The 18,426-nt window shown below is 60.6% G+C and carries 17 protein-coding genes and 1 pseudogene; 7 read left to right on the top strand and 11 right to left on the bottom strand.

Annotated features, from left to right (window positions below):
- Window positions 1-5: 5 nt before the first annotated feature.
- From RWK44_RS20005 to RWK44_RS19975, 7 genes are all read right to left on the bottom strand, one after another.
- Window positions 6-797, bottom strand: coding sequence for a sulfite exporter TauE/SafE family protein (locus RWK44_RS20005; RefSeq protein WP_316029297.1), 792 nt, complete (start codon window positions 795-797; stop codon window positions 6-8).
- A gap of 181 nt (window positions 798-978) precedes the next feature.
- Window positions 979-1,911, bottom strand: a complete 933-nt coding sequence (gene argC / locus RWK44_RS20000) for an N-acetyl-gamma-glutamyl-phosphate reductase (RefSeq protein WP_221992904.1) — start codon at window positions 1,909-1,911, stop codon at window positions 979-981.
- A gap of 61 nt (window positions 1,912-1,972) precedes the next feature.
- On the bottom strand, window positions 1,973-2,935 hold the full coding sequence (speB, locus tag RWK44_RS19995) for an agmatinase (protein ID WP_221992902.1): 963 nt from the start codon (window positions 2,933-2,935) through the stop codon (window positions 1,973-1,975).
- A 221-nt stretch (window positions 2,936-3,156) separates the two neighbouring features.
- Window positions 3,157-4,344 carry a CmlA/FloR family chloramphenicol efflux MFS transporter gene (cml, locus tag RWK44_RS19990; RefSeq protein WP_316029296.1) on the bottom strand — a complete coding sequence of 396 codons (1,188 nt, stop codon included), beginning with the start codon at window positions 4,342-4,344 and terminating at the stop codon, window positions 3,157-3,159.
- A 307-nt stretch (window positions 4,345-4,651) separates the two neighbouring features.
- Window positions 4,652-5,119 carry a 30S ribosomal protein S9 gene (gene rpsI / locus RWK44_RS19985; protein ID WP_003558419.1) on the bottom strand — a complete coding sequence of 156 codons (468 nt, stop codon included), beginning with the start codon at window positions 5,117-5,119 and terminating at the stop codon, window positions 4,652-4,654.
- A gap of 2 nt (window positions 5,120-5,121) precedes the next feature.
- A complete protein-coding gene (gene rplM / locus RWK44_RS19980) occupies window positions 5,122-5,586 on the bottom strand; it encodes a 50S ribosomal protein L13 (protein WP_003558420.1) in 465 nt (154 codons plus the stop codon).
- 315 nt (window positions 5,587-5,901) lie between these two features.
- The gene (locus RWK44_RS19975; protein ID WP_029872870.1) at window positions 5,902-6,801 is read right to left on the bottom strand and encodes a LysR family transcriptional regulator; all 900 of its coding nucleotides are present in this window, start codon (window positions 6,799-6,801) and stop codon (window positions 5,902-5,904) included.
- An 85-nt stretch (window positions 6,802-6,886) separates the two neighbouring features.
- Here RWK44_RS19975 and RWK44_RS19970 point away from each other — a divergent pair, with 85 nt between their 5' ends.
- Both RWK44_RS19970 and RWK44_RS19965 read left to right on the top strand, forming a co-directional pair.
- Window positions 6,887-7,117 (top strand): DUF1127 domain-containing protein, encoded by a 231-nt coding sequence (locus RWK44_RS19970; protein ID WP_131664241.1) that lies wholly within the window; start codon window positions 6,887-6,889, stop codon window positions 7,115-7,117.
- Window positions 7,118-7,213: 96 nt separating this feature from the next.
- Window positions 7,214-8,046 (top strand): annotated as a pseudogene (locus tag RWK44_RS19965) (enoyl-CoA hydratase).
- On the opposite strand, the gene RWK44_RS19960 reads toward RWK44_RS19965, so the two are convergent.
- Window positions 8,047-8,883, bottom strand: coding sequence for an EamA family transporter (locus RWK44_RS19960; protein WP_168282669.1), 837 nt, complete (start codon window positions 8,881-8,883; stop codon window positions 8,047-8,049). It abuts the pseudogene before it with no gap.
- 477 nt (window positions 8,884-9,360) lie between these two features.
- Window positions 9,361-9,684 carry a hypothetical protein gene (locus RWK44_RS19955; protein ID WP_131664238.1) on the bottom strand — a complete coding sequence of 108 codons (324 nt, stop codon included), beginning with the start codon at window positions 9,682-9,684 and terminating at the stop codon, window positions 9,361-9,363.
- Between the two features lie 138 nt (window positions 9,685-9,822).
- Here RWK44_RS19955 and RWK44_RS19950 point away from each other — a divergent pair, with 138 nt between their 5' ends.
- The 4 genes from RWK44_RS19950 to RWK44_RS19935 all read left to right on the top strand — a co-directional run bounded on the left by RWK44_RS19950 (window position 9,823) and on the right by RWK44_RS19935 (window position 14,412).
- On the top strand, window positions 9,823-10,251 hold the full coding sequence (locus RWK44_RS19950; RefSeq protein ID WP_316029295.1) for a CoA-binding protein: 429 nt from the start codon (window positions 9,823-9,825) through the stop codon (window positions 10,249-10,251).
- Window positions 10,252-10,368: 117 nt separating this feature from the next.
- Entirely contained in the window at window positions 10,369-11,652 is a 1,284-nt protein-coding gene (locus tag RWK44_RS19945; protein WP_131664236.1) for an O-acetylhomoserine aminocarboxypropyltransferase, read from the top strand.
- A 23-nt stretch (window positions 11,653-11,675) separates the two neighbouring features.
- Window positions 11,676-12,020, top strand: a complete 345-nt coding sequence (locus tag RWK44_RS19940) for a cupin domain-containing protein (protein ID WP_131664329.1) — start codon at window positions 11,676-11,678, stop codon at window positions 12,018-12,020.
- A 262-nt stretch (window positions 12,021-12,282) separates the two neighbouring features.
- Complete coding sequence (locus RWK44_RS19935) at window positions 12,283-14,412, top strand: putative bifunctional diguanylate cyclase/phosphodiesterase (protein ID WP_316029294.1); 2,130 nt, start codon at window positions 12,283-12,285, stop codon at window positions 14,410-14,412.
- Window positions 14,413-14,560: 148 nt separating this feature from the next.
- On the opposite strand, the gene RWK44_RS19930 is transcribed toward RWK44_RS19935, so the two are convergent.
- Together RWK44_RS19930 and RWK44_RS19925 are read right to left on the bottom strand one after the other, a co-directional pair.
- Complete coding sequence (locus RWK44_RS19930) at window positions 14,561-15,805, bottom strand: cytochrome P450 (protein WP_316029293.1); 1,245 nt, start codon at window positions 15,803-15,805, stop codon at window positions 14,561-14,563.
- A 62-nt stretch (window positions 15,806-15,867) separates the two neighbouring features.
- Window positions 15,868-17,283, bottom strand: a complete 1,416-nt coding sequence (locus RWK44_RS19925) for a GGDEF domain-containing protein (RefSeq protein ID WP_206105884.1) — start codon at window positions 17,281-17,283, stop codon at window positions 15,868-15,870.
- 274 nt (window positions 17,284-17,557) lie between these two features.
- Here RWK44_RS19925 and clpP point away from each other — a divergent pair, with 274 nt between their 5' ends.
- Window positions 17,558-18,193 (top strand): ATP-dependent Clp endopeptidase proteolytic subunit ClpP, encoded by a 636-nt coding sequence (gene clpP / locus RWK44_RS19920; protein WP_017959926.1) that lies wholly within the window; start codon window positions 17,558-17,560, stop codon window positions 18,191-18,193.
- Window positions 18,194-18,426: the final 233 nt, after the last annotated feature.

Genomic DNA, 18,426 nt, shown 5'->3' with positions numbered 1-18,426 from the left:
GGGGGCTACCGCAGCACGCTGTCGAGCAGCGGCATGCCGATGATCGCAGAGGCGGCGATCAGGATGTAGCAGGCGATGCGGAAGGTTCGTTCCTTAGCAAGCCCGAACAGTTTCGAGCCGCCGTAGAGTCCGACCACATAACTCGGCAGGATGACGACGGTGAGCGCAAAGACGGCTGGTACGAACAGTCCGCCGATATAGTAGCTGATGGCGCTGAAGACCGACGAGATCGAGAAGTAGAGCACGACATTCGCCCTGACGCGGGTGAAGTCGCTCTTGCCGCCCAGCCAGTAGGCGACGACCGGCGGCCCGCCCAGCTGTGCGGCGCCGCTGAAAAGCCCGGCGATCAAGCCGACGCCGCTGCTGATTGGCGCCGAAGGTGCGCCGTTGTAACGCCATCCCGATACGAGAAGCGCGAGCAAGGAGATGGCGATGATCGTGATGCTCCAGCGTAAAAGCGTCGGGTCAAGCAGCGCCAGCATCGCCGTGCCGGCCGGGACGCCGAGCGCGGCACCTGCCGCCATGACGAAAACCTCGGGTCGGTTGGCGCCGCGCCAGGCCGGCGGGATCATCCCGAGTGTGGCAATGCCGTCAATGACGAGCAGGATCGGTGAGATCAGCTTCGGCCCGACGATCGCGCCGCCGAGCGGAATGAAGATCAATGCGGCGCCGAAACCCGAAAAGCCGCGGGCAAGCCCGGCGATGAAGGCAAATGCCATCAGCGCATAGATGCCATGATCGGGCAAGGCGGCGGCAAACCATGCGCCTACGCCGGCGATAATCGCATCCAGCGTCATGACATCGGCTCCGTGATTCGGGATGGGCGGCGAGGAAGGATCCGGTTTCATAGCCCAATCGTCGCCGATGATCGAGCCGAAGGCGAGCTGCGGCCGCCGAGGGAGGCGGCCGCGAGAAAGATCGTGATGAAGATATTGATGCAAACTCGAGCGGCATCACGTCGATGCCGTCGTTCAACCCTTACGAGGCGAGCATCAGGTCCATGTTCTGGACGGCGGCGCCCGATGCGCCCTTGCCGAGATTGTCGAGCAGCGCCACCAAATTCACCTGCGAAGCACCTGAGGTGCCGAAGACGAAGAGCTTCATAGTGTCCTTACCTTCTAGCTCTACGGCGTTGATGCGGGGCAGGGCCTTGCTTTCGGCCAACGGCACGACACTGACGATATCCTGGCCGGCATAATGGGTAACGAGGGCGGCATGGATGCTCTCCATCGTCGTGCCCTCGGCAAGATCGTCGAGATGCAGCGGCACCTGCACGATCATGCCCTGCGCGAACTTGCCGACGGACGGCGCGAAGATTGGCGCGCGGTCGAGCAGGCCGTGCACAGTCATTTCGGGCACGTGTTTGTGGGTGAGCGGCAGGCCGTAGAGAAAATGCGGCGCGGTGATCGCATTCGGGTGATCGGGGTTTTCCATCTGCGCGATCATCTGCTTGCCGCCGCCGGTATAGCCGGAGACCGCGTTGACCGTAACCGGATAGCCATCCGGCAGGATTCCGGCGGCGCGCAGCGGCCGGATGAGGCCGATTGCTCCGGTGGGATAGCAGCCGGGATTGGTGACGAAACGGGCGGCAGCGATCTTGTCGGCCTGCTGCTTGTCCATTTCGGCAAAACCATAGGCCCAGCCGGGATTGATCCGGAAGGCGGTCGAGGTGTCGATGACGCGCACATTGTTGTTGGCCGAAACCATCTGAACCGCTTCCTTCGACGCATCGTCGGGCAGGCAGAGAATGGCGATATCGGCGCCGTTCAGCATGTCCTCGCGCATGGCGGCGTTGCGCCGTTCGGCTTCGGGTATGGACAGAAGTTCGACATCGCGGCGGCCTGCCATGCGCGTGCGGATCTGCAGACCCGTCGTGCCGTGTTCGCCGTCGATGAAGATTTTCGGTGCCATGTTAAACCTACGCTTTCAAGGGGTTCTCAAGGTTTCCGGATTCAGTTTGAGCGACCGTAAGTCAGCCTTGTGACACGGCGATGGCGCGTCGCTCGGCATGAAGCCCCAGCATATACATCGCGACCGTTGCCCCCGCAATGGCGGTGATATCGGCATGATCGTAGGGCGGCGATACCTCGACGACGTCGGCGCCGCGGATATCGAGCTGGTGCAGACGCTGCAGCACCGAGAGGATCTTGGCGCTCGATGGTCCGCCTGAAACCGGCGTGCCGGTGCCCGGCGCAAAGGCCGGATCGAGGCAATCGATATCGAAGGTGAGATAGGCCGGCGCCCCGCGCGTCTGGGAGATGATCGCCGAGGCGATGTCGGCGGCGCTCATCTCCTCGACCTGATGACCGTAGAGAATATTGACGCCGCAATCCTCAGGCGCATGGGTGCGGATGCCGATCTGAATGGAGCGGTCGGGATCGATGATGCCTTCGCGGGCGGCCCGCGCCACGAAAGAACCGTGGTCGATGCGGCGTTCCTCGTCGAACCAGGTGTCCTGGTGCGCGTCGAACTGCACGAGCGCCAGCGGCCCATGTTTTGCCACATGGGCTTTCAGCAGCGGCCAGGTGACGTAGTGATCGCCGCCGAGGGTCAGCAAGAAGGCGCCGCTGTCGAGGATGACATTCGCCTGGCGTTCGATAGTTGCTGGTGTGTCCTGATGATTGCCATAGTCGAGCAGGCAATCGCCGTAATCGATCACGGCCATTTCGGCGAAGAGTTCGCGGTTGAAGGGATATTGCGCATCATTGTCGAAGATCGCCGAGGCGCGCCGGATCGCCTGCGGCCCGAAGCGTGTACCCGGCCTGTTCGATGTCGCGGCATCGAAGGGAATGCCCCAGACGGCGACGTCGACGCCGGCGAGCTCCTTGGTGAAGCGGCGGCGCATGAAGGACAGCGCGCCGGCAAAGGTCGGGTCGCTGGCGGCGGAAGTGAGGCTGGTCGCCGTGAAGGCGTGGTCAATCGATCTATTCGCCAAGGGAGACTCCTTGTTTTCGGTGGCAAAACCATAGTTGCGTCCGATACGGACACTGCATTGCAGGATCGCCGTTCGACGCCAGAACGTCGGGCGGCGGGTCTCGCGAAGGAATTGGCCGATCCGCCGCGCAGAAAGGGGTAGGCGAGGTGCAGACGGATTTCAAGCAATCGTTCGGACGACGGCCGCTCGTTATCGTCGAGCGAGCGTCATTTGTCCGCTGCCTATCTGGCCGGCTCCCGCAGGCACCACAATCCAGTCAGCGTCGTCAGCGCGGTCGCTGAGACATAGCCCACGAGCGGCCAGGCGCTGTCGCCGCCGAGCAGAATCACGAAGAAGGTTCCGGCAAAGCCGACGATGACGCTCTGGACGCAGAAATAGAGCGCGACCGCCGTTCCCGCCGCGTCGCCAAAGGCGTCGAGCGCGCCGTTGGCGGTGACCGCCGTCGCAACCACGATGCCGATCGCGATGATCCACATCGGCACGACGAAGCTGACCAGGGAAGGCTGCAGAAACAGCTGTCCAAAGGCAAGCAGCACGGCGCCGAGAAGCAGCATTGCCATGCCTCTGGCAAGGCTGCCTGCAATGCCCCAACGCATGACGAAACGCCTGGCGAAACGCGCCGTCACGATCATCACCAGCGCCACCGTGGCAAAGGTGAAGCTGAAGGCGATGCCGGAAAAACCGGCTTTGTCGATCAGGATACGGGGTGCCGTCGAGAAGAAGACGAAGAAGGCGCCCATCGCCGTGCTGAAGCCGCCCGTATAAACCCAGAAGGGAGGGCTTGTAAGGATCGGGCGGAGAGCGATCTTCGCGGTGACGGCAGGGCGGGTTTCGTGCCACCGCATGCCGGCGTTGAAAAGGGCGACAACCGAAAGGAGGCCGATGACGAGGAAGATGGCGCGCCAGCCGAAGCGATTTGCGATCAAGGCTCCGATGATCGGGCCGAGTGCGGGCACGAAAGAGAGGATGGAGCCGAGAAGGCTATAGATCGTGCTGCTTTCGGGACGCCCGGCGTAGACGTCACGCACTGTTGCGAAAGTTGCGACGAGGGTCGCCGACGCGCCGACTGCCTGCAACAATCTCAACACCACGAAGATCGGCGCCGACGAGGAGCCGGCAAGCAGGAAGGATGAAGCGGCAAAGAGTGCAGCACCTCCAAGCAGGACAGGCCGTCGTCCGACAATATCGGAAACTGGGCCGAAGACCATCTGGCCGACACCGAGCACGAGCATGTAGAGGCTGAGGGTCAGTTGGATGACCGCCGGCGAAGTACCGAGCGCCTCCGGCATGACCGGTACGATCGGCAGATAGATATCCATGGCGAGCGAGGCCAGGATGTCGAAGGGTGCCATCAGCAGCAAGGCTGCCGGCAGGGGATAGGTCCATTGCTGGATTTTGGGATAAGACATGGGAAAGAACCCGCTCAAATGATTTCATTCGGCGGCGATCTGTCTCTTCATCAGTATCGGGATTGACCGGACAGACGCCGCAACAACAGGGCAGAGTTGTTGCGGCTTATTTGTCTGCGGACTTGGTTGTTCCCATGATGCGACCCTGACTGCGGCTTCGCTCATTTCCGAAGCGCTTTGCCAAGTTTCTACCAGCAGAGCGGGAATGCGACAATGGCATGCCGGCACGCTTCCGATTGGTTTAAACAGCGCAAAACAAAAAGGCCGGGTTGCCCCGGCCTTCGTAACTTCCGTCTGTCCGAAGCGATTAACGCTTGGAGAACTGGAACGAGCGGCGGGCCTTTGCCTTGCCGTACTTCTTGCGTTCGACGACGCGGCTGTCGCGGGTCAGGAAGCCGCCCTTCTTCAGTACCGCGCGCAGGCCCGGTTCGAAGTAGGTAAGCGCCTTGGACACGCCATGGCGAACGGCACCGGCCTGGCCGGAGAGGCCGCCGCCGGCAACGGTTGCGACGATGTCGAACTGGCCGTCACGGGCAGCCGCAACGATCGGCTGGCGCAGGATCATCTGCAGCACCGGACGTGCGAAATATTCCGCGAATTCCTTGCCGTTGACGGTGATCTTGCCGGAGCCCGGCTTGACCCAGACGCGGGCGACGGCGTTCTTGCGCTTGCCGGTCGCGTAGGAGCGGCCGAGCGAATCGACCTTGCGGACGTGGGCCGGAGCAGCAGCTTCGGAAACCGTGCCGAGATCCTTCAGGGAGGAGAGGTCAGCCATGATCAGGCGCTCCTTACATTCTTTTTGTTGAGCGCGGCAACGTCGAGGGCGACCGGCTGCTGGGCTTCATGGGGATGGTTGGAGCCGGCGTAAACGCGCAGGTTCTTCATCTGGCGACGGCCGAGCGGGCCACGCGGAACCATGCGTTCGACGGCCTTTTCGAGGACGCGCTCCGGGAAGCGGCCTTCGATGATCTGGCGTGCGCTGCGTTCCTTAATGCCGCCGGCATAACCGGTGTGCCAGTAGTAGACCTTGTCGGAATACTTCTTGCCGGTGAAAACGACCTTTTCGGCATTGATGACGATGACGTTGTCGCCGTCGTCAACGTGAGGCGTGAAGGTTGCCTTGTGCTTGCCGCGCAGGCGCATAGCGATGATGGAAGCGAGACGGCCAACGACCAGCCCTTCGGCGTCGATGATCACCCACTTCTTCTCCACCTCTGCAGGCTTCTGGGAGAAGGTTGCCATAGTGAATACTCTCTTTTGGGACCCTTGGCCCGAAGGCTTGAAGGGCGTTTCTTGTTGCTTGGATTGGCAGGCTTTAGGCATGCCAAAAAGAAAGCAGCTCAGGTAGGCTGCATTCTGGCGCGGTGTATAAAGGGAACATGACATCGGGTCAATATCGACGTCCCGAAGGTTTGGAAAAATTTTGAAGCAAAAACAAATACTTAGATATGTGGTATTCTGATGCCTCATATTTCTGCGGTCGCGAACTGCTGCGCTTGACGTTTTTCACGTCGTCTCTGCCGGTTTGAAATAGCATCCCATGGTCGAAAGCGGTTCTTAACCTTTGAACGCGCGCAGGCATTTCATCATTTCCCGAAGGCCGCGTGTCAGATGTTTGTCCCGGCGCAGAACCATGCCGAGGCGGCGCGTGAGCCGCGGGTTCAGCGATGAAGTCGTCACAAGGCCGGCGCGGTCGCGCTTCAGAGCCAGCCCCGGCAGGATCGACCAGCCGAGCCCCACGGCCACCAGCTCCTTGATCGCCTCGATGCTGCCAAACTCCATCGCAGGCCGGATCCTGGTATCCGGTGCAGCCAGCCACGCGTCGATCGCCCGCCTGGTATTGCCGCCCTCATAAAGCAGCAGCGTCCTGTCGCGCATGAAGGCGGCGTCCGGCCCGCCTTCGGGCATCAGGCTGCCCGCAGGAGCGACGGCCAGCAATTCCTCCTCGTAGAACGGTTCGATCTCGAAGTTCCGTCCGGATGCCGGCAGGGCGACGACGGCGATATCGAGGCTGTTGGCCTCCAGATCGCGCAGAATGTCGTCGGCATCGCCGATGCGGACGGTGATTTCGAGGCCGGGCATGGATTTTCTGGCAACGGCGATGGCGCGAGGAAGCAGATGGATCGACGCCGTGCCGCCACTGCCGATGCGCACGCGGCCGCTGGCGCCGTCTCTATACGGCATCATCGCTTCTTCCGCGGCAGCCGATTCCTGAAGCAGCCGCCTTGCATGCACGAGCAGGTCGAGGCCTGCCGCGGTCGGCTGTGCCCGCCGCCCGACACGCTCGATCAGCCGTACGCCGAGCCGCTGTTCGAGCCCCTTTACTTGCAGGCTGACGGCCGGTTGCGTCAGGCCCTCCTTGTCGGCCGCAGCCGTAAAGCTTCCGAGATCGGCGACGTTGACGAAGGCGGCAAGCTGATCGAGGTGGAGAGGCATACAAAAGAAATCCTTATGCATATCATAATATCTATAAGCTTCTTTCGCAGCATCTTCCAGCGCATCTTCCAGCGCATCTTGCATCCGTTGAAGGAAGGAAGAAGAGATGGCCCTGGAATTGAGCGGGATCCTTGACACACCGCGCAATATTGTTCGGTCGAGACTTCACGGCATGGCGCGCTGGAGCCTGCGGCTGCTGATGACGATCGAGCATCACCTCGAAAAGCGCCGCAGCCGCCGCACGCTTTTGGAACTCACCGACGACGAGCTTTGCGATGTCGGTCTGACCCGTGCGCAGGCGAGGGCAGAAACATCGAAGTCGTGGTTCTGGTCCTGACGGCAGCGGTCTCTGCGTGGAGTGCGGATCCTGCTCGAAATTTCCGGCGCCCTGTGGCAAAACGTCTACCTGGAATCGAGCGCAGGGAGCAGCATCATGGCAGAAATCGTATCCTTCCGGAAGGACGCCGCCGGAGCGGAAGAGGGCAGCTTGCTGACTCGCTCGCTGCGCGACGGCGTGCTGCGGCTCGTGCTCAACAACCCACCGGCCAATGTGCTTCGATCGCACTTCTCGAAGCGCTGATGCAAGAACTCGAGACGGCCGGGGCGGAGCCGGATGTGCGCGTCGTCGTCATCGCCTCGACTGGCAACGTCTTTTCCGCGGGACATGATCTGAAAGAGCTGACGGCCCATCGCGCCGATGAAGATCAGGGTGCCGGTTTCTTCGAAAAGACCTTCCGGCTCGCTGCCGATCTGATGCTGAAGATCGCGCATCTGCCGAAGCCCGTCATTGCCGAGGTCGACGGGCTTGCAACGGCTGCAGGTTGCCAGTTCGTTGCCTCCTGCGATCTGGCGATCTGCACGGACAGTTCGACATTTTGCACCCCGGGCGTCAACATCGGCCTGTTCTGTTCGACGCCGATGGTGGCCGTTTCCCGTGCCGCGCACCGCAAACAGGCGATGGAGATGCTGCTGACCGGCGAGACAATCGACGCCTCGACTGCCAAGGATTTCGGCCTCGTCAACCGTATCGTGCCGAAGCAGTATCTGGCTCAGGTGGTTTCCAAATATGCGGCAGTGATCGCCAGCAAGTCGCCGCTGACGCTGAAGATCGGCAAGGAAGCCTTCCACCGGCAGCTCGAACTGCCCGTGGAGGCGGCATATGATTATACCGCCAGGGTGATGGTCGAGAACATGCTGACTGAGGATGCGCAGGAAGGGATCGGTGCCTTCCTTGGCAAGCGCAAGGCCGAATGGACAGGTGAGTGATCACGCCAGTTTCAGAAGCAGCCCGCCGATTGCGATGACGACGCCGGCGACGTAGCGCCAGATGCTGGCTTTTTCCTTGAAGACGGTGATCGAGATCACCAGCGCAAAGAGGATCGCGGTTTCGCGCAAGGCTGCGACGGTCGCGACGGGGGCCTTCGTCATCGCCCAGAGTGCCAGCCCGTAGGAAGCGATCGAGCCGGCGCCGCCGATAAGGCCGCGCCACCAGTTGCGGCGAACGTGACGCACCACGGCGAAAGCGCCGCGCTGGGACGCTGCCCAGGAAAACAGCAGCACCGGCGGCAGCAGCGACATCCACAAAGTGTAGGAAACCGCATTGCCGGAGATGCGCGCGCCGATTCCGTCGACATAGGTGTAGCTGGCGATGACGCAGGCATTGGCAAGCGAGAGGATGATGGCGCGGCTGCTGCCACGCCGCGCCTCCAGGGCGAGTGTCAGCACGCCGGCCGAGATCGTCATTGTGCCGGCAAGGGCGCCGCCGGAAAGATTTTCCTTCAGGATGAAACCGCTTGTCGCGGCGATCAGGAGCGGTGCGCAGCCACGCATCAGCGGATAGACGAGGCCGATGTCGCCGGCCCGGTAGGCGGCGGCGACCAGCTGAAAATAGGCAAATTGCAGGATGGCGGAGGCACTGATGAACGGCCAGGCCGAGGCGTGCGGCAACGGCAGGAATGGCAGGAATGGCAGTGCCGAAACCGCGCCGCCGGCCGAGATCAGCGCCGCATCGAGGGATTTATCATTCCCCGCCTTGATGATGGCGTTCCATGTCGCGTGCAGCAGTGCGCCGAAGAGAACAAGCAGGATAACGTCGAGAGGCAAGGGAGTAATCCGGATAGGATGAGAGGAAGCGGAATACGCCTCGCCTTCGGCGTTTCAAATTCCTGAAAAGACAACTACGATTTGCACGAAAATTCGCGGCGGCGGTCGCTTATGCGTTCATATGTCGAATAGCATCCTTACGGTATGTGGACAATGGCGGCCCATTTTAGCAATTTTTACGTGCGCGCGACATGCGTTCAATCCACGGCCCTCCTTTCAACTATGAGCTGTTTCTAATGGATACGGGAACAAAGCGCGAAACTCTCAAGAACAAAAATGGAAAACATCTCCAAGAGTCCGGGAGCGGATTATTCTATGCTGCTGAAATATAGATATTATTCTATAACTTCGATATAGGGGAAAATTAAAGCTTCTGATTGTGTAATCGCTACGAAATCGCAGCGCGGGATTGATCCTCAAACCTTTCGCAAGCGCGAAAGGCGTACGGTTCCTGCGTACCCTATGACGGCGAAAACATCAGAGCTGATGATGCGGAACGAAGAGCATCCCGTCAAGGTTGTCGATGTTTTGGCAGTTCAGAACTCGGCAGCGAGGAGTGTCTTTCGAAGGGATATATGTCCATTCCGCATAATCGGTCGCGTCGCAATAATTGCTGTTGCGGACATAGCGATCGTAGAGCGGCAAGCCACGGGGAGACTGGTAGCGGAAGATGACTGCGCCCTGATTGTGGATGGCGGCGCGCACGCTGGCACAGCTCATGGTGAGCGGATTGTAGCGCGAGATCGCCAGCGCCGGCGATGCGGCGAGCACGAGCATGAGGGCAAGAGCGATTTTTTTCATCGAATCATCCTCAAGGAGTATCCAGTTCCCATATACGGGCCAGTTCATATATACGAGAAAGACACGCAGCCGGTTTCACGGAAACACAAAAAAACAAGCCGGCCGTGCCGAAGGGCTTTCGGGAGTGGAGAAGCGGACATGAATCACGACGCCTATACGGATGATTACCTCGCCGGCATCCTTCATTCGGTAAAGACCATCGCGCTGACCGGCGCTTCGCCCAATCCGGCCCGGCCGAGCAACGGCGTCATGGGCTATCTGCTGTCGCGCGGCTACGAGGTCATTCCTGTCAATACGGGGCAAGCCGGCAAACTGATCCAGGGCCGCACCGTTTATGCCCGGCTTGCCGACATTCCCGTGCCGATCGACATGGTCGACGTCTTTCGCGCTTCCGAATATCTGGGTGGGGTCGTCGAGGAGGCGCTGGCGCTGAGGCCGCTGCCGAAAATCATCTGGTCTCAACTTGGTGTGCGCGACGATGCGGCTGCGGCAACGGCGGAGGCCGCCGGCATCCAGATGGTGATGAACCGCTGCCCGGCGATCGAGTATCCTCGTCTTATTGCCTGAGTTGCGATCCCCTGAGACGGATTTTCCACCGAACGCCCATGGGTTGAAATGGATCGCGATTAACTTTCGCAAGCGACCGGCTATGATCCTGCCCGTCAGCAACAACTGGAGGACGACATGGCCAAGAACGATCCGGGATTCAACACATTGGCGATCCATGCCGGTGCGCAGCCCGACCCGGCGACGGGCGCGCGGATAACGCCGATCTACCAGACGACCGCTTTCGTCTTTAATGATTCCGATCATGCCGCCGCCCTCTTCGGTCTGCAGGCCTTCGGCAACATCTACACCCGCATCATGAATCCGACGCAGGCCGTGCTCGAGGAGCGCGTCGCAGCGCTCGAGGGCGGCACGGCGGCCCTTGCCGTCGCCTCCGGCCATGCGGCGCAGATGATCGTCTTCCACACCATCATGCGCCCCGGCGAGAATTTCATCGCTGCCCGTCAGCTCTATGGCGGCTCGGTCAACCAGTTCGGCCATGCCTTCGAGAATTTTGGCTGGCAGGTGCGTTGGGCCGATGCCGCCGATCCGGCAAGCTTCGAAAGCCAGATCGACGACAAGACGCGCGGCATCTTCCTCGAAAGCCTGGCCAATCCCGGCGGCACCTTCGTCGATATCGCCGCCATTGCCGACGTCGCGCATCGCCACGGCCTGCCGCTGATCGTCGACAATACGATGGCAACACCCTATTTCATCCGTCCGATCGAGCACGGCGCCGACATCGTGGTGCATTCGCTGACGAAGTTTCTCGGCGGCCACGGCAATTCCATGGGCGGCCTCATCGTCGACGGCGGCACTTTCGACTGGTCGAAATCCGGCAATTACCCGATGCTGTCGAGCCCGCGGCCGGAATATAACGGCATGGTCCTGCACGCGACTTTCGGCAATTTCGCCTTTGCGATCGCTGCCCGTGTGCTCGGCCTGCGCGATCTCGGGCCGGCGATCTCGCCCTTCAATGCTTTCCTGATCCTGACAGGCATCGAGACGCTGCCGCTCAGGATGCAGCGCCACAGCGACAATGCGATCGCCGTCGCAAAGTGGCTGAAGGCGCACAGCAAGATCGCCTGGGTGAATTATGCCGGCCTCGACGACGACCCGAACCACGCCCTGCAGCAGCGCTACTCGCCGAAGGGCGCAGGCTCCGTCTTCACCTTCGGCGTCAAGGGCGGCTATGAGGCGGGCAAGACGCTGGTCGAGGGGCTGGAGCTCTTCTCCCATCTTGCCAATATCGGCGACACCCGTTCGCTCGTCATCCATCCGGCCTCGACGACGCACCGGCAGTTGACCGACGAGCAGAGGATCGCCGCCGGCGCAGGCGCTGACGTGGTGCGCCTTTCCGTCGGCATCGAGGACGTCAAAGACATCATCGCCGATCTCGAACAGGCGCTCTCGAAGATCTGATATCAGAGGGATCTACGGTGACCATGACAAACTACATCACCTTCGACATCGATAGCGTCGAACCGGAATTCGGCGCCCCCGAAGCCGATCGGATTATCTCCGGCGATCCGCGTTTCCGTACCTGGAATCTGGAGGAGAGAGAAGGCGGCCTTTATTCCGGCATCTGGGAGGCGACGCCGGGCAAGTGGCGGATCGTCTACGAGGAATGGGAATATTTCAGCCTGCTGGCCGGCCATTCGATCGTGACGGAGGAGGGCGGTGAGCCGGTTCATCTGAAGGCGGGCGATCGGATGATCCTCAGACCCGGCTTCAAGGGAACATGGGAAGTCGTTGAAACGACTCGCAAGGACTATGTGATCAAGGTTTGAGCGGCCAGCAAATGGGCGCGACGAAGCCCGGGCCTTTCCCGTTTCGGCTTTGTTTTTGTCGTCGCGGCCGTAGCGATGATCCGAAACGGCAAGCCGGCAAACGGTGTTTTTGGCCCTTTGTCCAGGATTGAAAGCTTTTAACCAATCCCATTAATCGTGCCTACATCGACAAATGCTAAACCTTATCTGCAGCGCATTGCGGACATGATGTCTCCTGCCGTCACACAGACATGGCCTTGCAATTAATCTTTGCGGAATTTGCATGTCGTCGAATCTTGCAGGTAGGTACGTTCGGACCCAGACGTCTTCCATCATCGCGACAACGGTCTTCTTCCTTGTCGTTGCTCTCGTACTGACCGGCCTGATGGCACATGTCGTCGTCACGATGACCCGGTCGGCGAACGAGATCGATGATGCCAGGGCCAGTCGCGCCGCCCGTGCGGCAATCGGTGCGTTTGTGGGTCGCCTGAGCGCGACAACGACGGACAATGCCATATGGGACGATGCCTATAGTGCTGCCTCATCTTCGGCCGCCGCGGATTGGGCCTATGAGAATTGGGGAAAAACCAGCGAGGATTACGCGCTTTATGACGGCGCGATCGTGATCGGCCCTGACCGGTCTTCGATCGTCTCGGCCTATGCCAAAGGCAAGCCCTTCCAGCCGGGCACTTTTTTTGGCGACGTCTTTTATCAGCAGATCAATGCGGCAACGGCTCCGGCGAGGGCGCCGGTGGTCAATTTCATCAAGACCGAAAGCGGTATAGCCCTGATCGCCTCGCAGGCGATCCAGCCTTTCGAGGACGCCCCCAAGCTTCCGAAGTTCAGTGTGCTGAGTTTCTACAAGGAGTTTACGTCGGAGGTTATCGATACGCTCTCGAACGAACATGAACTTGAAGGCTTGCGCCTTGAGACGACGCCGAAGCCGGAGTTCCTGAACACGCCGATCACCGACATGGAGGGGACCGTCATCGGCTATCTCGTCTGGCCCAGCAAAGCGCCGGGAAGCGCCGTGTTTCATCAGGTCTATCCTTATATCGCAGCCGCTATCGTCATCCTCGCGCTGTTTCTGATCGGCGTTCTGCTGGTTGGCGCTTCCGAAGCGCGGCGCCTGCGCCAATTGGCGCAAGCAGCGATTTTCGAAGCCGACCACGATAGCCTGAGCGGCCTTTTGAACAGACATGGGCTTCTCAACCTGCTGGAAGAGCTGGAGAATTCGACCTCTTCGCCACATCGGCTTTATCTGGTCGACCTTGATGGCTTCAAGGCCGTCAACGACGCCTGGGGCCATGCGGTGGGGGACGATTTGATCCGGCTGGTCGCGAAGGCGCTGACCGCCTGCCACCCCGAAATCATTGCCGCGGCGCGGCTCGGGGGCGACGAATTTGCGCTGGTGCACGTCGGTTCTGCCACGTGCGGAGAGATGGAAAAGACGATTTTGGCGCTGTTTGCCGAGCCCTTCAAAATCGACGGCCGAACGATCGAAGTTGGCGCAAGCATCGGAGCTGCTGCTCGTAGCGGCGACGTCCAGTCATTGGAGCTTCTCCGCAGAGCGGACATGGCCCTCTATCGTGCCAAGGCAAATGGCAAAGGTCAGGCGATCGAATACGACCCCGAATTGGACCGGGAACGCCAAAGGGTCGCCGAACTTGAAGGCCTGTTGAAGAATGCCATCAGCAGTGGCGCAATCGAAGCCGTTTTCCAACCTCTCGTCTCTGCTTCGACCGGCGCTGTGACTGGTCTTGAAGCGCTGGCGCGCTGGCGAACTGCAACCGGAAACATCAGCCCGGAGATTTTCATCCCTCTTGCCGAGAGGTGCGGCCTCATCGACGCACTCGGCGTTCATATGCTGAGAACATCGATCGAGCATGCCAAGAGCTGGCCCGACCTGGCATTGTCGGTGAACGTTTCACCAATCCAGCTCTGCAATCCGGAATTTGCCGCCGAAGTGATCTCGGTCCTCCAGGAGCTTGATTTTAATCCCAGCCGCCTGACACTGGAAATCACCGAAGGCGTTCTGATGACAAATCCGGATCAGGCCCGGCGGTCGATAGACCAACTCAAGCGCGTCGGCATAAAGTTCGCGCTTGATGACTTTGGCTGCGGCTACGCCAGCATCGGTGCATTGCGGCAGTTTGGGTTTGATCGCATGAAGATCGACCGCTCGCTCGTGTCCGCTCTCGATGTAACCGCAAATGGCGCCGATATTCTTCGGGCAACCATCTCGTTGGCGACTGCTCTGCAGATTCCCGTTACCGCCGAAGGTATTGAGAATAGCCGTCAGGCGGCGATCTTGCGAGACGCCGGCTGCGACCAGCTTCAAGGGTATATGCTCGGAAAACCCATGTCGGCATGCGACATATCCAGCAGGCTGCGAGAAGAGTCGGCCGCGTGATCTCGTAAAGATCGTGGCATAGGCTCGGTATTGACGGATCGTTACCGGCGGCGACCGTATTTTCCGTTGGATAGTTTTCGGCTGTGGCCTGCTTTTCTAGTGGCTCTGCTCGCCGGCATTCCAGACATTGCCCAGCTTAGAGGACGGATCACCACTGCAGATCCAGCCGGTCCAGCCCGTGGAAATGGTAGACGTCCTTGACCATAGGTGTCTTTGCCAGCCTCAGGCCCACCAGCCGTTCGAACAGGATCGGAAGCACGAGGTTGAGCTCCAGCCGTGCCAACGGCGCGCCGATGCAAAAATGAATGCCGGCGCCGAAGGAGAGGTTTGCCGCCTCGTTGCGGTCGGGCTTGAAGGTGAGGGGATCGGTGAATTTTGCCGGGTCGAGATTGGCGGCTGCAAGGATGAGGCTGACCTTGTCGCCGCGCTTGAAGGAGACGCCGTCGATTTCGGCAGGCTCCAGAGCCCAGCGCTGGAAGATGTGGACCGGCGCGCAGATGCGCAGGGTTTCCTCGACGGTGCGCTCTGTCGTCGCCTCGTCCCGGAAGAGTTCCGCCGGATCGCAGCCGCTATCGAGAATGGTGCGCACGGAGTTGCCGATCTGGTGCACGGTCGCCTCATGTCCCGCATTGAGCAGCACGATCGTCGTCGAGACGAGCTCCTCCTCGGTCAGATACTGGCCCTTATGCTCGGTATGGATCATGTGGGTCAGCAGGTCGTCGCGCGGTTCGGCACGGCGTTCCTTGATGACCGTCTTGACGTAGTCGGAGAATTCCTTGGCCGCCCGTTCGGCCTCGCCCTCCTGCTCGCGCGTACGGCCGAACATGTACATGCGGACATAGGCGTGCGACCAGGCGAGCAATTGCGGCCCAATCTCCTCGGGAATGCCGATCATCCGCGCGATCATCGTCACCGGGATGATATCGGCAAAGGCCGAGAGCAACTCGACCTCACGCTTCTCCGCGAAGCCGTCGATCAGCCGGTTGGCGAGTTCGGCAAGTTCCGGCTTCATCTTCTCGACATGGCGGGACACGAAGGCGCGGTTGACGAGCGTGCGCAGCCGCGTGTGCTCCGGCGGTTCGAGTTCGAGCAGGGAATAACGTTCCGAGAGATCGAAACTGGCAAGATGCGGCATCGGCTCCGCAAGTCCAAGCTCCTCGCGGCTGGCGATATGCAGGATCTGCCGGCCGAAGCGCCGGTCGCGCAGCAGTCCGTTCACATGGTCGTAGCCCGTGAAGAACCACTGCTTCTGCTCGCTCCAGTAGAAGGTCGGGCAATGGGCGTGAAGTGCGGCATAAACGGCGTTCGGGTTGCCGTAGAAGGCCGGGTTGCGGCTATCAAGCGAGACATGACGGTTGCCGCGGTCGATCGAGAGAAAGGATGGGATCATCATGCCCCGAGCCTTATCGGATTTGCCGGACCTCGGAAAGATGCGGGGGCAGGGATGATCTCGGACTACCCGGCCCGCGACAGCGTGCCCATACGTTGCAGCGCTTCGACCTGATCGTCGACCGTCGGCACGAGTTCGCCGGCAGTGCTGTTCGGCGTGGCCGGTGCAGGGGCTGCGGCCTCCGCTTCGCCGAAGGTGACCGTGCAGTTGCGGCCGGCGGCCTTGGCCGCATAGAGCGCCCGGTCAGCGGCCGAGATCAGTTTGTCGATATTGGCTTCGATCGAGGAGGCGAGCGCAATGCCGATGCTGACCGTGACCGGAACGATCGCTTCGCCGGTACTGACGGGAAGACGGCAGAATTCTGTACGGATCGCTTCGGCGATCGCCTCGGCTTCCGTCTGATCCGTGACCGCGGCAAAGGCGGCGAATTCCTCGCCGCCCATGCGGCCGAAGATGTTGTTTGGAATATACTGGCGGGCCATGCGCGCAAAGGCGGTCAGCACGGCATCGCCGGACTGGTGGCCGAAACGGTCGTTGACGCGCTTGAAATGGTCGAGATCGAAAAGGATCACCGCAACCTGGCGCTGCTCGTTATGAGCTCTTTCCTGGATGCCGCCGAAATGGCTGAGCAGGCCGCGGCGGTTGAGCACGCCGGTCAGCGAGTCGGTCAGGGTCAGGGCACGCAGGTGTCGTTCGGAGCGCTCCATGATCAGCCGGCAGGTGAACGCGAAAGCGATGGTCAGCAGGAAGGCGGTGGCCATGGCGGAAGCGCCGCCCAGATTCGTCGCCTCGACATCGCTTGGCATTGTCAGCGTCATCGTCAGCGCCGAGCCGAAGCACAGGCAGCCCTGGATGACGAACACGCTCATCAGCTTGATGCGGGTACGCTCACGGCGCATGTCGCCGGCGGCGACCGCCATGGCGAGTGCCGTCGCACCCGTCGCCGAAGCAAGGTTATAGAGCACCACCCGGTTTGAATAATCGCTGTTGACCCAGGGCAGGAAGACGCCGGCGAGCCAGATTGCCGGCGGCAGTAGCGCCCACCACTCGATCCGCTTGCGGTCGAGTGCGAGAAAACCGGCCACCCAGGCGCTCTGGCCGAGCAGGGCGATGGCATTGCCCGCCTCTACCGAAAGCAGGCTGGGGATTTCGCCGCGCAGCGCGACCATCGCAAAGCCGATGCCGGTCAGCAGGAAGCCCAGGCCCCAATAGAGATAGGCCTCGTTCCTGATGTTGTGACGCCAGGCGACGAACAGCACCAAAGCAAGCGTCATGGCCTCTGAACACCAGATGGCGAGACCTGTAGCAATATTGAACACGGCAGCAACCCCTTGTCTGTCAGGTTGCATCCTTGCCGAGGAAGCTCGCCACTTCCTTAATGTCGCTGCGCCGCGGCATTGTTTCAGGCCGATATCTGCCGGTAGGCTTTCCGTTGGGTAAACGTGTATGAGCACGGTCGAATAGAGTAAGCCTTCCTTCATCCTGTCATGGAGAAAAGCCGGGGGAGACCGTACCAAGGGCTCGCCGTTAACAGGCGTTTGGGGGAAAGAGGCTCAATGCATGTCGCCCGGAAGTGTGCAGCGGTTCCGGGATAACGACATGCATGAAAAGAAGGAGCTTAGCCGCCTTGCCCCGCCTTCTTAACGTTATCCGCATGCGTGTCTTGAAGAGGAGGGCCGGGACACTCTATGTAGGGGTAAGATATTTTTCTTTGATTCCCGGCGCCGGCCGGCGAGACGTTGACAAAGGACGCACATGAGAAACCCAGTCGATACCGCAATGGCCCTCGTTCCGATGGTCGTGGAACAGACCAACCGCGGTGAACGCTCCTACGACATCTATTCCCGCCTGTTGAAGGAACGCATCATCTTCCTGACAGGTGCTGTCGAGGACCATATGGCGACGCTCGTCTGCGCCCAGCTGCTTTTCCTCGAGGCCGAAAACCCGAAGAAGGAAATCGCCCTCTACATCAATTCGCCCGGTGGCGTCGTCACCGCCGGTATGGCGATCTACGACACGATGCAGTTCATCAAGCCCGCGGTTTCGACGCTCTGCATCGGCCAGGCCGCGTCCATGGGCTCGCTGCTTCTGGCAGCCGGCCACAAGGACATGCGCTTTGCCACGCCGAATTCCCGCATCATGGTGCACCAGCCCTCGGGCGGCTTCCAGGGCCAGGCTTCGGACATCGAGCGTCATGCCCGCGACATCCTCAAGATGAAGCGCCGCCTGAACGAGGTTTACGTCAAGCACACGGGCCGGACCTATGAGGAAGTTGAAAAGACGCTCGATCGTGACCATTTCATGGATGCGGACGAAGCCCAGAGCTGGGGCGTGATCGACAAGGTTCTGACGTCGCGCCTCGAAATGGAAGGCGAGCAGGCTAGTAATTAATAGGGATGGTGTTTTCCTCGCCACAGTTCTATCCCATTTGTGATCGAACAAGGGCTTTCATCCGGCGACGAAGACGCTAATAGTAACTATTAATGCTATGTTGAATTTTTATGACATAGCATTCGGCATTCGAAGGGGAATTCGTTGCCGCCGGGGCCAGGACATGATTGGTTGGGCCCGGTTCGTAGCCCCTGAAGCCCTTCTCGGCAAAGGCTCCGGAAACGGAGTGCCGC

This window comes from Rhizobium sp. 25PS6 (assembly GCF_032464655.1).
GTDB classification, from domain to species: Bacteria; Pseudomonadota; Alphaproteobacteria; order Rhizobiales; family Rhizobiaceae; genus Rhizobium; species Rhizobium laguerreae.
The sequence above is the reverse complement of the archived record's forward strand: the minus strand, read 5'-3'. Positions and strand labels throughout refer to the sequence as shown.

What these genes read in the sequence shown, in the direction of transcription:
- RWK44_RS20005 (WP_316029297.1), bottom strand. Translation starts at nt 797, where the DNA reads ATGACGCTGGATGCGATTATCGCCGGCGTAGGCGCATGGTTTGCCGCC.
- argC (WP_221992904.1), bottom strand. Translation starts at nt 1,911, where the DNA reads ATGGCACCGAAAATCTTCATCGACGGCGAACACGGCACGACGGGTCTG.
- cml (WP_316029296.1), bottom strand. Translation starts at nt 4,344, where the DNA reads ATGTCTTATCCCAAAATCCAGCAATGGACCTATCCCCTGCCGGCAGCC.
- rpsI (WP_003558419.1), bottom strand. Translation starts at nt 5,119, where the DNA reads ATGGCTGACCTCTCCTCCCTGAAGGATCTCGGCACGGTTTCCGAAGCT.
- rplM (WP_003558420.1), bottom strand. Translation starts at nt 5,586, where the DNA reads ATGGCAACCTTCTCCCAGAAGCCTGCAGAGGTGGAGAAGAAGTGGGTG.
- RWK44_RS19975 (WP_029872870.1), bottom strand. Translation starts at nt 6,801, where the DNA reads ATGCATAAGGATTTCTTTTGTATGCCTCTCCACCTCGATCAGCTTGCC.
- RWK44_RS19970 (WP_131664241.1), top strand. Translation starts at nt 6,887, where the DNA reads ATGGCCCTGGAATTGAGCGGGATCCTTGACACACCGCGCAATATTGTT.
- RWK44_RS19955 (WP_131664238.1), bottom strand. Translation starts at nt 9,684, where the DNA reads ATGAAAAAAATCGCTCTTGCCCTCATGCTCGTGCTCGCCGCATCGCCG.
- RWK44_RS19950 (WP_316029295.1), top strand. Translation starts at nt 9,823, where the DNA reads ATGAATCACGACGCCTATACGGATGATTACCTCGCCGGCATCCTTCAT.
- RWK44_RS19945 (WP_131664236.1), top strand. Translation starts at nt 10,369, where the DNA reads ATGGCCAAGAACGATCCGGGATTCAACACATTGGCGATCCATGCCGGT.
- RWK44_RS19940 (WP_131664329.1), top strand. Translation starts at nt 11,676, where the DNA reads ATGACAAACTACATCACCTTCGACATCGATAGCGTCGAACCGGAATTC.
- RWK44_RS19935 (WP_316029294.1), top strand. Translation starts at nt 12,283, where the DNA reads ATGTCGTCGAATCTTGCAGGTAGGTACGTTCGGACCCAGACGTCTTCC.
- RWK44_RS19930 (WP_316029293.1), bottom strand. Translation starts at nt 15,805, where the DNA reads ATGATGATCCCATCCTTTCTCTCGATCGACCGCGGCAACCGTCATGTC.
- RWK44_RS19925 (WP_206105884.1), bottom strand. Translation starts at nt 17,283, where the DNA reads ATGAAGGAAGGCTTACTCTATTCGACCGTGCTCATACACGTTTACCCA.
- clpP (WP_017959926.1), top strand. Translation starts at nt 17,558, where the DNA reads ATGAGAAACCCAGTCGATACCGCAATGGCCCTCGTTCCGATGGTCGTG.